Genomic DNA, 13,462 nt, shown 5'->3' with positions numbered 1-13,462 from the left:
GGCGATCAGAAATGAATAACCGTCCGAATGCTCTTACCCTCATGCATCAGGTCAAACGCCTTGTTGATGTCTTCCAACGGCATTTCATGGGTAATGAACACATCCAGCGGGATCTCACCCTTTTCGGCTTTTTCCACATAGCCCGGCAGCTCGGTACGACCTTTCACACCGCCAAAGGCTGAACCACGCCAGACCCGGCCCGTAACCAACTGGAACGGACGGGTGCTGATTTCCTCGCCGGCACCGGCAACACCGATGATAGTGGATTCACCCCAGCCTTTGTGGCAGGCCTCAAGCGCTGCGCGCATCAGTTTCACGTTGCCTACGCATTCGAAGGTGTAGTCGGCGCCGCCGTCGGTCATGTCGACAATCACTTCCTGAATCGGCTTGTCGTAGTCGTTGGGATTAACCACATCGGTGGCACCCAGCTGTTTGGCGATGTCGAATTTGCCCGGATTGATGTCGACGCCGATAATCCGGCCCGCCTTGGCCATCTTGGCTCCGATGATCGCCGCCAGGCCGATGCCACCCAGGCCGAAGATGGCAACAGTGGCGCCTTCCTCAACCTTGGCAGTGTTCAGTACCGCGCCGATGCCGGTGGTGACGCCGCAGCCAAGCAGGCATACCTTGTCCAGGGGCGCTTCCTTGGGAATTTTGGCCAGGGAGATTTCCGGCAGTACCGTGTATTCGGAAAACGTGGAGCAGCCCATGTAATGATAAAGTGGCTGACCGTTGTATGAGAAACGGGAGGTACCGTCGGGCATCACGCCCTTGCCCTGGGTCGCACGCACGGCACCACACAGATTGGTCTTGCCAGAGGTGCAGAACTTGCACTCGCCGCATTCGGCCGTGTAGAGCGGAATCACGTGGTCACCCACTTCCAGGTTTTTGACGCCGGGTCCGACCGCCTCGACAATACCGCCACCTTCGTGGCCCAGAATGGTCGGGAACAGGCCTTCAGGGTCAGCACCAGACAGAGTGTAGGCGTCGGTATGACAAACACCGGTGGCAACGATGCGCACCAGAACCTCGCCCTCCTGGGGCGGCGCCACATCGACTTCGACAATTTCTAGCGGCTTGTTGGCCTCAAAAGCCACCGCTGCACGGGATTTAATCACTGTCGGACTCCTGTTGAATTCGGATCTGTGTTTTGGATTTCACGCCACGATGTGCCGGCTGTTCGTTCATTCTAGACGAAGTGCGCAACCAGATGGGCGGCGAAATCTTTTTCGGAACTGGCTCGTATCTTCTCACAGCTGACAGATACCGAGAGAGGAGCTCTTACGTTGCGCACGCTTTACTGGTTTACGCGGGATCTTCGCCTGCACGATAACGCTTCGTTGCTGGCGGCCTCGAAGTCCGACATGCTGCTCTGCCTCTATGTGGTCGATCCGCGCTGGTTTGCGCCCGGTCCCATGCAGAGCAAGGCCATGGGGGATCATCGGTGGCGCTTTCTTTGGCAGAGCCTGATGGCGTTGGAACGCAGCCTTCGACCATTGGGCCAGCGGCTCCACATCGCCTTTGGTGAGCCGGAAACGGTCATTCCGCAACTTGCGCACGCCCACAGCATTGAACGGGTTGTCCGCTCCCGGCTTCCGGGCACCCAGGAGGCCGGTCAGTGGCAAGCCATCAAGGACAGGCTGCCCAAGGCAGTATTCCAGCAATTCGAGACTCTGAGCCTGTTCACCGAGGGTTCCCTGCCGATGGCGCTCGAGGAGTTGCCGGATACCTTCTCCCAGTTCCGCAAGCAAGTTGAGAAAACCGGAGATCGCTGTTCAGAGCGCTTGCGAATCCGCACCCTGACGGCCCTGCCGCCACCGCCGGGATTCCCGGAGGACAATCGCGGCGACTGCCCGCCGATACCGGAACCGGTGCATCCGTTACAGTTTATGGGCGGTGAAGCCGCCGGCCTGGCGCGGCTGCAGGAATTCCTTTATGGCAACCACAGCATTGACCGCTACAAGGAAACCCGGAACGCCCTGGACAACTGGGATGCCTCCTCCAAGTTCTCACCCTGGCTGGCCAACGGCTGTCTCTCGGTCCGGGAAGTAGCAGAAACCATCACCGAATACGAAGCCAGCGAGACTAAAAACGAATCCACCTACTGGCTCTGGTTCGAGCTCCTCTGGCGCGAATACTTCTACTGGTACGCCCTGAAACATGGCGCCAACCTGTTCCGCCGGGACGGCGTCCAGCGCAAACGTCGGCATGGCACCTTCTACGGCCATCGTTTCAAGGCCTGGTGCCAGGGCAACACCGAATATCCGATCGTGAACGCCGCCATGAATCAGCTGCGGGAAACCGGTTACATGAGCAACCGGGCCAGACAACTGGTCGCCAGTTGCTTCATCAACGAACTCGGGTTGGACTGGCGCTACGGAGCGGCATGGTTTGAGGAGCAGTTGATCGACTATGATGTAGGGAGCAACTACGGCAACTGGCAGTACCTGGCTGGCGTAGGGGCGGACCCGAGAGGCCTGCGGCAGTTCAACCTCGAAAAACAGACGCAGCAGTACGATCCCACCGGCACCTTTATTGACCGCTGGGGCGGGCATGCGGATCAGCCCGTAGGCTTACACACAGTGGATGCGGCAGACTGGCCCCTGTAGTAAAAGGCGAATCGCCATGGCGGAAATAACGGACAACAGCAACTCGGATGTAGCACGGGAGACACTGGCCCGCATCATCGAAACCAGCTCACCGGCAACCCTGCTGAGTTGTGGCAGCCTCGCAACCGAAATGTCGCGGATGTGGCAGAAGCACCAGGAAGGTGTCGATGTTCGAACTCTCGACACCATAGACCCCAACGCCAGGCTGCACATCGACCGGGTTGCAGATCTGGCGCTGATAACCGGCACCCTGGAACACCTGCCTCATGATGAAGGCGCCTTGCTGCTAGGCCAGCTAAGAAACTATGGCACCCATCAGATCGCGGTGCTGGTTGGCGAAGCGCCAGGCTGGGCCTTTACTGATTTCATCGGCCTTGGCTTCCGTCGCCATGCCGAACTGGAAAATGATAACGGCGCACTCACGCTGTACACCTACAATCTGGATACTTACAACCACAAACGGGCCTGGAACAATCCAGAGAACTGGGCCAATCCGGAAATGTGGGGTAAGGCATGGTGGTAAAAAGCACAGAAGTGAACAGTCCGTCTTCTCAGAAACTGAAGCCCAGTACGATCAGGATCGGTACCCGTTACCGGGCCAGTCGCCTGAAAGGCCCCTACGACGCCATCGTAATTGGCTCCGGCATCGGCGGCCTGACCACCGCAGCCTGCCTGGCCAAGGCCGGCAAGAAAGTCCTCGTGCTTGAGCAGCATTACACGGCCGGCGGCTACACCCACAGTTACGCTCGCAACGGCTACGAATGGGACGTAGGCGTCCATTACATCGGCGACATGGGCTCTCCCCACACCCTGGGCCGCAGGCTGTTCGATTACATCACCGACGGCAAGCTGGAATGGGCCCCCATGGACGAGAACTACGACCGCTTCTTCCTGGGCGAAAGGGTCGTGAATCTGCGCGCCGGCAAGGAAGGGCTGCGTCTCTCCCTGCTCGATGCCTTTCCCGATGAACAAGAAGCCATCGACCAGTATGTAAAGCTGCTGGGCAAGGTGGCAGACGGCATGCAGTGGTACACACTCTCCAAGCTCGCCCCCGGCATATTGAGCCCGGTTATCAACAAAGGGCTGGATGTCGCCCTGCCTGACTGTTTCAACAAGACCACGTGGGAGGTGCTGAGCGAGCTCACCGACAATAAGGAACTGATCGGCGCTATCACCGGCCAGTGGGGCGACTGCGGCGTCACGCCGATGCAGTCCAGCTTTATGGTCCATGCGCTGATTGCCAAACATTACCTCTACGGTGGCTTTTACCCCGTCGGCGGCGCGTCGGAAATTGCCAAAACCATTATCCCTGTTATTCAGCAGCCCGGCGGTGAAGTCTTTACCTACGCCGACGTCACCGACATCCTGGTGGAGAAAGGCAGGGCAACCGGCGTTCGCATGGCCGATGGCGAGGAAATCCGGGCACCGCTGGTCATCAGCAACGCCGGAGTTATCAACACTTTCGAAAAACTGCTGCCCGCCGAGTCCGCGGAGAAGATCGGCTACAAAAGCAAACGCCAGCACATCATTCCCTCCATGCCCCACATCGGCCTCTACATTGGCCTGAAGGGCACACCGGAGGCACTGGGCCTGCCGCGGACCAATTTCTGGATCTATCCCAGCGCGGACCACGATGGCAACGTGCAACAGTTTCTGGATGACCCGGACAACACCGAGTTCCCGGTGGTCTACATCTCCTTTCCGGCAGCCAAGGATCCGGATTACCAGAACCGCTGGCCAGGCACCTCCACCATCGAGATCGTCGCCCCGACGACCTGGGAGATGTTCGAGCCCTGGCAGGACACCATCTGGGGCAAGCGGGGCGACGACTATGAGGCCCTGAAGCAGAAAATCACCGACCAGTTGCTGGAAGTGATGTACGAGAAACTGCCCCAGCTGCGCGGAAAAGTGGATTACGTGGAAACCTCAACGCCGCTTTCCACCGCCTGGTTCTGCCGTTACGGCCGGGGCGAGCTCTACGGCCTGGACCACAACCCCGAGCGCTTCGAACAGGAGTGGCTGAAACCCAAGACCGACATCCCCGGGCTCTACCTTACCGGCCAGGATATCCTCACCTGCGGTGTCGTGGGCGCAATGATCGGTGGACTGGTCAGCACCCTGGCCATTCAGGGCTGGCGCGGGGCCGGTCTGGCGAAGCGTATTTTCGTGGGGTAACAGGGGTTGCCCAGACCGATTTGCGCCGATTGCGGCATGCATCCGAATATCTGTGTTTGCGAAGCGTGTGCCCCCGTGCGAAACCGCACGGGGGTGACGATACTGCAGCACCCGACCGAAGTCGGCCATGCCAAGGGCACCGTTCGTATCCTCACCCGGTGCCTCGCAAATCTCAGGCTCTTCACAGGCGAAATGCCGGGCGATTTCCATCAGGCCGGGTTTGATTCCGTCGCCGGCAGTCATCACCCGGCCCTGCTGTTTCCGGGGCCCGGCAGTGAGGCGCTCGAAACCTCAGACGTACGCCAGTTCGATCACTGGATCATTCTCGACGGCACCTGGCGCAAGGCCGCCAAAATCCTTCACCAGAACCCGGAACTCTCTGCATTGCCGCGTTTCCATTTCGCCAGTCCGCCGGCCTCCGCCTACGCCATCCGAAAGGCGCCCGGAGAAGACCGCCTGGCCACGGCAGAGGCCGTCGCCTATCTGCTCAATGTGCTTGAGCCAGAGCTGGATACCCGACCAATCGCCCACGCCATGCGCACATTGGTCGACAAACAGCTGGCCCAGATCCCGGCCCGGCTGCACAGGCACTACCAATAGACCAGGCGGGTGAGACGACTGGCCAGCTCAAACGTACTCTGGGAACACGTAAGTCAAACAGAGAAACCCCATGTCAGAGCAGTTTGGACCGGCGGACCTCTCCCGCATCATCGAGATGGCGTGGGAGGACCGCACACCCTTCGAGGCCATCGAAGCCCTCTATGGCCTTCGCGAAAAAGATGTTATTCGCCTGATGCGTCGTGAGCTCAAACCCGGTAGCTTCCGGCTATGGCGCAAGCGGGTAACCGGGCGCAACACCAAACATCGCCAGCTACGACCTGAGGGTGTAGACCGCGGCTATTGTCCGACCCAGTACAAGCACCGATAAACGCCTTGTCATTGGCATTGACGGCGAAGCTGCGCGATCATGAGCACTCAGGCATCAAGCAAGTGAGGAACCCTCTCGATGGCATTGTTCAACCAGAAAAACGCCCGGAAACAGCTGGACGCCGAAGCGGGCAAGGTGCATCGGGCGGATCTGGAAACGCTGCTCGACCGCCAGCGCAGTATTGAAGAAAAAGTGAAAGAAAGCGGCAAACTGTCTCGCTTCAGCGCCGACATCAAGCTGATGTTTTCGATGATCCGCGATTACTGGTACGGCAATTACCGGAGCGTTCCGTGGAAAACGATCGCAGCGGTGGCCGGTGCGCTGATCTACGTGATGAACCCCCTCGATGTCATTCCCGACCTGATTTTCGGCTTCGGTCTGGTGGACGACGCCGGCGTTGTTGCGCTGTGCCTGAAGCTGGTGGAGTCCGATATTCACCGCTATGCTGCCTGGAAAGAACAGCAGGAAGAACTGGAAAGAACCCATCAGACGAATTGATTAAATTCTGATCTGAAGGTAATCTCACACCCCTTCTCAGCCTTGCTCAAACCAAATCTGGAGATACCGTGGATTTCGCCACTCTTATCGGTCTTGTTGGCGCTAGTTTACTCATTGCTTCGGCAGTTATTCTTGGCACCTCTCCGTTGGTATTTATCAATCCCGCATCCCTGCTGATCGTTGTCGGCGGTACCCTGCTGGTTGTTCTCGCCAAGTTCAGCTTTGCCCAGTTCCTGGGTGCCTTCAAAGCCGCTGCCCGCGCCTTCAAGTTCAAGTTGCCGGAAACCCAGGCGAGCATTGAGGAGCTGGTGGATATCGCCAATGTGGCCCGGAAAGAAGGGGTTCTGGGGCTGGAAGACAGAGAGATCAGCAGCCCGTTCCTTGGACAGGGTATCCAGATGCTGGTGGACGGGCAGGACGGGAAAACCATCAAGGAGCTTCTGAACAAGGAGCGCCTGATGACTCTCGACCACAACCGCTCCGGCGCCAAGGTCTTCACGGCCATGGCGGACGTGGCGCCGGCCATGGGCATGATCGGCACGCTGATAGGTCTGGTTCAGATGCTGTCGAACATGGAAGACCCGAAATCCATCGGCCCGGCCATGGCAGTTGCCCTGCTGACCACGCTTTATGGCGCCATGATTGCCACCATGATTGCCACCCCGATTGCCGACAAGCTCTCTCTGCGCATGACCGAGGAAGCGCGCATGCAGTCGCTTTATATTGATGCCCTGGTTGCCATCCAGGAGGGTACCAACCCGCGCATCATCGAGCAGATGCTCTCCAGCTACCTGCCGCCCAAGGAACGTGAAAAAGTGGCTGAACCGGAAGGCGTGTAATCATGGACGAGTTGCCAGAAGAGGAAAAACCGGGAATTCCCGCCTGGGTTGTCACCTTCGCCGATCTCATGTCCCTGCTGATGTGCTTCTTTGTTCTGCTGCTGTCCTTTTCCGAGATCGACGCCCAGAAGTTCAAGCAGATTGCCGGTGAACTCTCCAAAGCCTTTGGCGTCCAGCGGGATGTGCCGGCTCTGGAGATCCCGAAGGGTACCAGCCCCATTTTTGACAAGTTTTCCCCGGCGCCGCCAGAGCCCACCGTGGTCAACGAAGTCAAACAGACCACCACGGACGAAGCGCCGGAGCTCCAGACCCTGAAAAGCCCCACCGACATGGCCGTTGAAGCCGCCATGGAGGAACAGATGCAGGAAACCATGGACGATATCCTGAAAGTCCTCGAGCCGGCGATCGCCGATGGGCGCATCAATGTGAGCGAGGATCAGCGGCGAATCGTGATTCGGGTTGAGGAAAAAGGTTCTTTCCCTTCCGGCTCGGCTCAGTTGACCTGGGAGTTCGAGGGCCTGCTTCTGGATATGGCAGAGGTGATTGAAGGCATTCCCGGTGACCTGACGATCGAGGGGCACACCGACAACGTGCCTATTCGGACCGACCGTTTTTACAGTAATTGGGACCTCTCCGCCGCCCGCTCAGCCGCCGTTGCCAACGTTCTGGTCGCCCGGGACCAGGTGGAACCCACCCGTCTGTCCGTCACCGGTCTGGCGGATACCGAGCCGCGGGTACCCAACACCTCTGCGGAAAACCGGGCCAAGAACCGGCGCGTGGAAATCATCATTGATCTCTCCGGCCCGATGCAGGAACAGGAGGTTCGCCTCCGGGAACTGATCCAGTCCGAATCGGACGATGACCAGTCCGCCCTCGGGATCGAATCCGACAGCTCGACATCAAACGAAATCAGCTGGTAAGCGCACTCTATTTTGGTGCGCCCGACACCAAAACGCACAATGCTAGTGCACTTTGGCTCTAAAACACGTCTCTCACATCTTTCCAGAACCACCCAACTGCCCTTCCGCGCTTGAAATGCATTATTTTGGAACAGCTCTTGCTTTAGCTGCACCTCATCAATGCACATTTCAACGTAAAGCGGCCCGCTAGAGGCCGGACACACAACATCAGGAGCGAAAACCCGTGGACATCACGAGTGCAGTACACACCCTGACTGAAAGCGCCAACACGCTGTTCATCCTCATCGGCGCCATTATGGTGCTGGCCATGCATGCCGGCTTTGCTTTTCTGGAAGTAGGCACCGTTCGCCACAAGAACCAGGTCAACGCCCTGGTAAAGATCATGACCGACTTTGGCATCTCTGCCGTGGCCTATTTCTTCATCGGCTACTACATTGCCTACGGCAGCCATTTCATGAGCGGTGCCGCCGAGCTCACCGCCGCCAACGGCTATGATCTGGTGAAGTTTTTCTTCCTGATGACGTTCGCCGCGGCCATTCCCGCCATCGTGTCCGGCGGTATTGCCGAACGCGCCAGGTTCTACCCGATGCTGATTGCCTCAGGCCTGATTGTCGCCTTTATCTATCCCTTCTTTGAGGGGCTGATCTGGAACGGCAACTATGGTTTCCAGGGCTGGCTGGAGAACCAGTTTGGTGCATCCTTCCACGACTTTGCCGGCTCCGTTGTAGTGCACGCGGTGGGCGGCTGGATCGCCCTGGCGGCCGTACTGGTTCTGGGTGCACGAAATGGGCGCTACCGCAACGGCAAGGTGGTGGCCTTTGCCCCCTCCAATATCCCCTTCCTCGCCCTGGGCGCCTGGATTCTGACCGTTGGCTGGTTTGGCTTCAACGTCATGTCGGCCCAGACCCTGGACGGCATCAGCGGCCTGGTGGCCGTGAACAGCCTGATGGCCATGGTCGGCGGCATCCTCGTCTCCATGCTGCTGGGCCGTAAGGACCCGGGCTTTATCCACAACGGTCCGCTAGCGGGACTGGTGGCGGTATGTGCCGGCTCTGACCTGATGCATCCGGTGGGTGCTCTGGTGACTGGCGGCGTAGCAGGCGCCATCTTCGTTTACCTGTTTGAATGGGCGCAGGCCAAGATCGAACGGCTGGACGATGTTCTGGGTGTCTGGCCCCTGCACGGAGTCTGTGGTGTCTGGGGAGCGATTGCCTGCGGCATTTTCGGCCAGGAAGCGCTGGGAGGCCTTGGCGGCGTCAGCCTGATGTCGCAGATCATCGGCTCAGTGGCCGGCGTTGTGGTGGCCTTTGTCGGCGGTCTGATTGTCTATGGCGCAATCAACGCCATCTCCGGCCTGCGCCTGACCGAAGAGGAAGAGTTCAACGGGGCGGATCTGAGCATCCACCGGATTGGGGCGACCGCGGTCGAGTAACACCGGTCACGGTGCAGTTCACTCGCCGTATCCGGTCAGTTCCATGTAGCCCACGCCACCATGGCTGCCGGATACTGACACCGGGCTCTCCCAGTACGGGTAGAGCCCGGTGTTTCGATAGTCCCCCGCCGGCGCAGCCACCTCCAGGTTCAGGCCAAAGTCTGGCACTTCCAGACGCCATGCACGGGGATAACCGTCGCCCTGGGTTAATGGTTTGAGGTTGAGCTGATCGGCACCAAGAGCGGTGGGCTCGCCATCAGCTGGAATCCAGGTTCCGGCACGAAAGCCACCGTCTTCTTCCCTGAGCTGGAAAGCCATCAGTTTGTCGCCCGAATCCAGGTGCAACGCAAACCAGTCCCAGCCCTGCTGGCCGGATTTCAGAAACTGGCTGCTCCACTCCCGGTCAAACCAACCCTTCCCACTGACGTCCAACGTCTGATCGCCCAGGGTGATCCTGCCGTCGATCTGAAGGTCCACCAGACTGAAATACATGGAACCCTCGCCATCGGCGGATTTGGCGCTGAAACCCTGATCGCCATGGGCAACGGGCTTTCCGGTGACCCTCAGGGTCAAATCGTAGGACCAGCCATCCGCCGCGACCTGCAACCGCCATGAACTCTGCCCGGGTTCAGCCTCAAGCTGCCAGTCGTCCAGCCACACGGCGATCGGCTCTGCCCGGGCTCCGGCGTGGCCAACGTCTCCCCGGGCCAGCTTCTCTGCGAAGTAGTGCCGGGTATCAAAGCTTACTGCGGCGTGAGCCATCCAGGCGGCTTCCAAAGGCCAGTTATTTGCATCCGGAGGCTCAGCGTCTGCCGGCCTCGGCTCGATTGCCTGGCGGAACTGGGTCCATTGCAGGCCAAGGGGCTCGCCATCCTCTGTCTTCAAATTGGCGGTCAGGTACCACCATTCGATCCGGTGCTGCGGGTGGGGGCCATAATCCTCGGGAAACGACAGCCGGTCTCCCGGCCCGGGCTGCAGAAAGGGCACACCGGATTCGTTATCCGCGATGCCGGCCAGTCCGGCAAAGCCTGTCTCTTGCTGTGGCTCCGAACAGCCAGCCAGAACCACGGCGAACCAGAGGAAGATCCAGCGCCTCATCGTTCACCTCCTGCCAGGGCATTGGCGTTTACGGGTGCGACCGTCGGCGATTTCAACTGGCGGCTCATCAGTAAGGCGATGCTGAGACCGATCAGCATGCTGAGCACACCAAGCTCCAGCCAGAACCCCGGATAGACGGCCATGGGCAGGGACCAGCCAAACGCGATGGGATTGATCCGATGCACCAGCACCCAGGTCAACCAGACACCCAATGGCAGGGCCAGCAGGGCAATGGCACCGGTCAACGACACTGACAACCGGACCAGTTGGGCCGAAGCCTGCCTTCGTGACAGCCCCCACACCACAAGCAGCCGGAAATACCAGGCACGGGTCGAGAAGAACACCCAACCCATCATCAGCAGGGCGATGGCCGACAGGATGAGTGTCAGGGTGGTCATGGCCCGGGTCAGCAGAAAGGTCTGGTCGAAAATGGCGGAGGCAAGCTCCTCAATCGCCCGGTTGTCCCGGACCGTCAACGAATCAACCTGCCAGACCTGCTTTAGCCCATTGGTCACCTCCTCGATGGAGAGATTGCCTGGCGATACCGACAGGCTCTGAAAGCCGGTGGTGAAATCCGCCGGCAGAACCGAAGGATGAATCAGGATCTCGCCGGCAGGACGCCCATAATCCGGATAGATAGCCAGCACGGGAAATTCGAAGGACTGGCTTCCGAAAAGTACCGTCAATGTCTGGCCGACCGCTATATCCTGCCGGCGCGCCAGCTGTTCATTCACCATCACGCCCTGGCCCTGTTGCAGTCGCTGCCAGGGCTGCGGCGCTGATTCAAACAACTCCCAACCGGTCACCAGTGGGCCAACGGGACCGATGGCAAAGACGTCTACCCTCGTTTCTTCCTCATCCTCGCCGCCCGGCAGGGTTGCCCGGCCACGAATGACCCGGTGCCACAGCCCGGAAGCAGAGAGCCCCGGCTGTTCAGCGAGCCAGTCGAGAGCCAGGGCAGCATCTGCTGATTCCGGGACTTCGACGTAATAGTCCGCTTCCAGTCTCTGCGCCAGCCACCGGTCAAACGTACTTTCAAAAGTCGTAACCAGTGCCTGCACCGCAAGGACCATCGCCATGGCGAACTGCAGGGCTACCAATGGCAAGGCCAGGCGACGAGCCAGCACGGCAAGCTCTTGATGGCGCCAGCGTGCCTGCAGATCCCTGTCGTGGCCGGACCGCCAGTCTGCAAGCGAGGCAATCAGCCTGGGCGCGAGAATTCCCGCCGCCACGAAAACCATGGCCACGGCAATGAAAAGCCAGAGCAGATCGGTGACCCACACCGTCAAGGCGAGGCCTGCGATCAGAACCAACAACACCAGGCAGCCGTATCGGCGGTTGCCTCCCATAAGCCCCCGGAAAATTGGCCGGAGGAAATCCGCCAGGCAAGCTACCAGAATCACGGCCATCATGGTGACAAGCGGCACCAGCCAGCTCCCGCCCTGGCCTGCGTATAACGGCTGATCGAAGAGCCCTTCAAGCGCCTGCCCGAAGCCGCTGCCCAGACCAGCCGCCAACCAGCGGCCAAGCCAGATTCCGGGCAGGACACAAACCGCAGCCAGCAAGAGGATCTCGACAACCAGCAAGCGGTTCACCCGGCCATGGGGAACGCCAAACCGATGCAACAGGGCAAAGCTGTCGCGACGTTGGGCCAGGCCGAGCAGGTAAACACTTCGCACCAGCAAAGCGGTAATGAGGAGAACCAGGATCCCGAGGGCATCCAGATTCAACAGGAAACTGTCACCCAATTCACCGGTAGCCGGGCCAACGCTGAACGGCACCAGCTGATAGCCGGGTGGTAGATCGCCCTTGCTGTGGTCATCAGATACCAGCAGCGACAATTCGCTGCCCTGCTCACGGGCCAGTTCCGCCGCTTCACTGATATCGACAAAAGGCCGGCCATTCAGCTCCCCACCCCAGGGCGACTCCTGCCCTCCGGGGGTCTGGAAGCAGCCCGCTGCCAGAGGGTCGACACCCACGACTCGACCGCCTTCCGGCTCGGAGACCTCCAGCCAGGGCATGACACAAAGCCCGGCTCGACGCAGCTCCACGAAGTCGTCCACAGTTACGGGGCTACCATCTGTGCGAGCCACCTGCTGGCGCTCGGCCACCGCCGACTCGCTCTGGTCGAGACTGGCCCGGGCCTGGCTGGTGAGATGATGGACGCCCGTCCAGAGCATAGTGGCAAGCACAATCATGGCGGCCAGGGCCAGCAACTGGAGAGGATGGCGACGGTAGTGGCTGAACAGGGCGGCCGGGAGAGTCATCGCGGGCTCAGGTTTGCGGCAGATGGCCCAGATCCAGGTGCTGGCTGCAGCGGGTCGCCAGTTCGGGATCGTGGGTGGCGAGGATCAGTCCGCAATCGTGACGGGCCTGCAGCTCGAAAAGCTGCCCGATCACGGCCTCAGCGGTATGCCGGTCAAGACTGCCGGTTGGTTCATCGGCAAGAATCAGGGCCGGCTTCATGGCAAAGACCATGGCAAGCGAGGCACGCTGGCGCTGCCCGCCTGACACCTGATCCGGAAAGCGGTCCGCAAGCTCGCCAATGCCCAGTCGCTCCAGCCAGTCCCGGCAATCGTCCTCGGATTGACCAGCAAGCCGGGCCCGAAAACGCACATTGTCCAGCAGCGACAGGGCGGGCATCAGATTGGCTTCCTGGAACACCACACCGATCTGTTGTCGGCGTAGACCGCCCCAGCGCGCGTCGGCCTTGCTTGCGGCCTCCGTTGACCGGGCATCAAATGTTTCTCCGAGCACCTGAACGGTACCTGAATCAGGCTTTTCCAGGCCACACAGGATGTTCAACAGGGTGCTTTTGCCAGACCCCGATCGGCCTGTCAGCGCCAGCGATTCACCCGCACCGAGTTGCAACGAGAAATCGGTAAGCACCGGCACCGGCTCATCGCCGCTGCGAAACTGCTTGTTCAGGCCTCGGGCCGATAGCAAAGAATCCACCATGCTTG

The 13,462-nt window shown here is 59.9% G+C and carries 13 protein-coding genes; 9 read left to right on the top strand and 4 right to left on the bottom strand.

Annotated features, from left to right (window positions below; translation table 11 throughout):
• Positions 1-5 precede the first annotated feature (5 nt).
• A complete protein-coding gene (locus ACP86_RS10765; RefSeq protein WP_053113753.1) occupies positions 6-1,118 on the bottom strand; it encodes an S-(hydroxymethyl)glutathione dehydrogenase/class III alcohol dehydrogenase in 1,113 nt (370 codons plus the stop codon).
• A 168-nt stretch (positions 1,119-1,286) separates the two neighbouring features.
• Between ACP86_RS10765 and ACP86_RS10760 the strand changes: the two genes are divergently transcribed.
• From ACP86_RS10760 to ACP86_RS10720, 9 genes are all read left to right on the top strand, one after another.
• Entirely contained in the window at positions 1,287-2,609 is a 1,323-nt protein-coding gene (locus tag ACP86_RS10760; RefSeq protein WP_053113751.1) for a DASH family cryptochrome, read from the top strand.
• A gap of 16 nt (positions 2,610-2,625) precedes the next feature.
• Positions 2,626-3,132, top strand: coding sequence for a DUF6231 family protein (locus ACP86_RS10755; protein WP_053113749.1), 507 nt, complete (start codon positions 2,626-2,628; stop codon positions 3,130-3,132).
• Positions 3,123-4,784 (top strand): phytoene desaturase family protein, encoded by a 1,662-nt coding sequence (locus tag ACP86_RS10750; protein ID WP_053113747.1) that lies wholly within the window; start codon positions 3,123-3,125, stop codon positions 4,782-4,784. Before ACP86_RS10755 ends, ACP86_RS10750 begins: the two co-directional genes overlap by 10 nt.
• Before the next feature lie 6 nt (positions 4,785-4,790).
• Positions 4,791-5,384 carry a tRNA-uridine aminocarboxypropyltransferase gene (locus ACP86_RS10745; protein WP_075267629.1) on the top strand — a complete coding sequence of 198 codons (594 nt, stop codon included), beginning with the start codon at positions 4,791-4,793 and terminating at the stop codon, positions 5,382-5,384.
• Between the two features lie 70 nt (positions 5,385-5,454).
• Positions 5,455-5,712: a TIGR03643 family protein gene (locus tag ACP86_RS10740; RefSeq protein WP_053113745.1), complete on the top strand. Its 258-nt coding sequence runs from the start codon at positions 5,455-5,457 to the stop codon at positions 5,710-5,712.
• Positions 5,713-5,790: 78 nt separating this feature from the next.
• Entirely contained in the window at positions 5,791-6,210 is a 420-nt protein-coding gene (locus ACP86_RS10735; protein ID WP_053113743.1) for a YkvA family protein, read from the top strand.
• Between the two features lie 68 nt (positions 6,211-6,278).
• Complete coding sequence (pomA, locus tag ACP86_RS10730) at positions 6,279-7,049, top strand: flagellar motor protein PomA (protein ID WP_053113741.1); 771 nt, start codon at positions 6,279-6,281, stop codon at positions 7,047-7,049.
• A gap of 2 nt (positions 7,050-7,051) precedes the next feature.
• Positions 7,052-7,969, top strand: coding sequence for a flagellar motor protein MotB (locus tag ACP86_RS10725; RefSeq protein ID WP_053113740.1), 918 nt, complete (start codon positions 7,052-7,054; stop codon positions 7,967-7,969).
• A gap of 223 nt (positions 7,970-8,192) precedes the next feature.
• Complete coding sequence (locus ACP86_RS10720) at positions 8,193-9,401, top strand: ammonium transporter (RefSeq protein ID WP_008177148.1); 1,209 nt, start codon at positions 8,193-8,195, stop codon at positions 9,399-9,401.
• 18 nt (positions 9,402-9,419) lie between these two features.
• On the opposite strand, the gene ACP86_RS10715 is transcribed toward ACP86_RS10720, so the two are convergent.
• The 3 genes from ACP86_RS10715 to ACP86_RS10705 are packed head-to-tail and all read right to left on the bottom strand — an operon-like array spanning position 9,420 to position 13,457.
• Complete coding sequence (locus ACP86_RS10715) at positions 9,420-10,499, bottom strand: lipocalin-like domain-containing protein (RefSeq protein WP_053113739.1); 1,080 nt, start codon at positions 10,497-10,499, stop codon at positions 9,420-9,422.
• Complete coding sequence (locus ACP86_RS10710; protein ID WP_053113736.1) at positions 10,496-12,766, bottom strand: FtsX-like permease family protein; 2,271 nt, start codon at positions 12,764-12,766, stop codon at positions 10,496-10,498. Before ACP86_RS10710 ends, ACP86_RS10715 begins: the two co-directional genes overlap by 4 nt.
• 7 nt (positions 12,767-12,773) lie before the next feature.
• Entirely contained in the window at positions 12,774-13,457 is a 684-nt protein-coding gene (locus ACP86_RS10705) for an ABC transporter ATP-binding protein (RefSeq protein ID WP_008177145.1), read from the bottom strand.
• Positions 13,458-13,462 lie beyond the last annotated feature (5 nt).

The organism is Marinobacter sp. CP1, assembly GCF_001266795.1.
GTDB lineage: Bacteria > Pseudomonadota > Gammaproteobacteria > Pseudomonadales > Oleiphilaceae > Marinobacter > Marinobacter flavimaris.
This window is presented reverse-complemented; position numbering and strand designations above follow the sequence as displayed.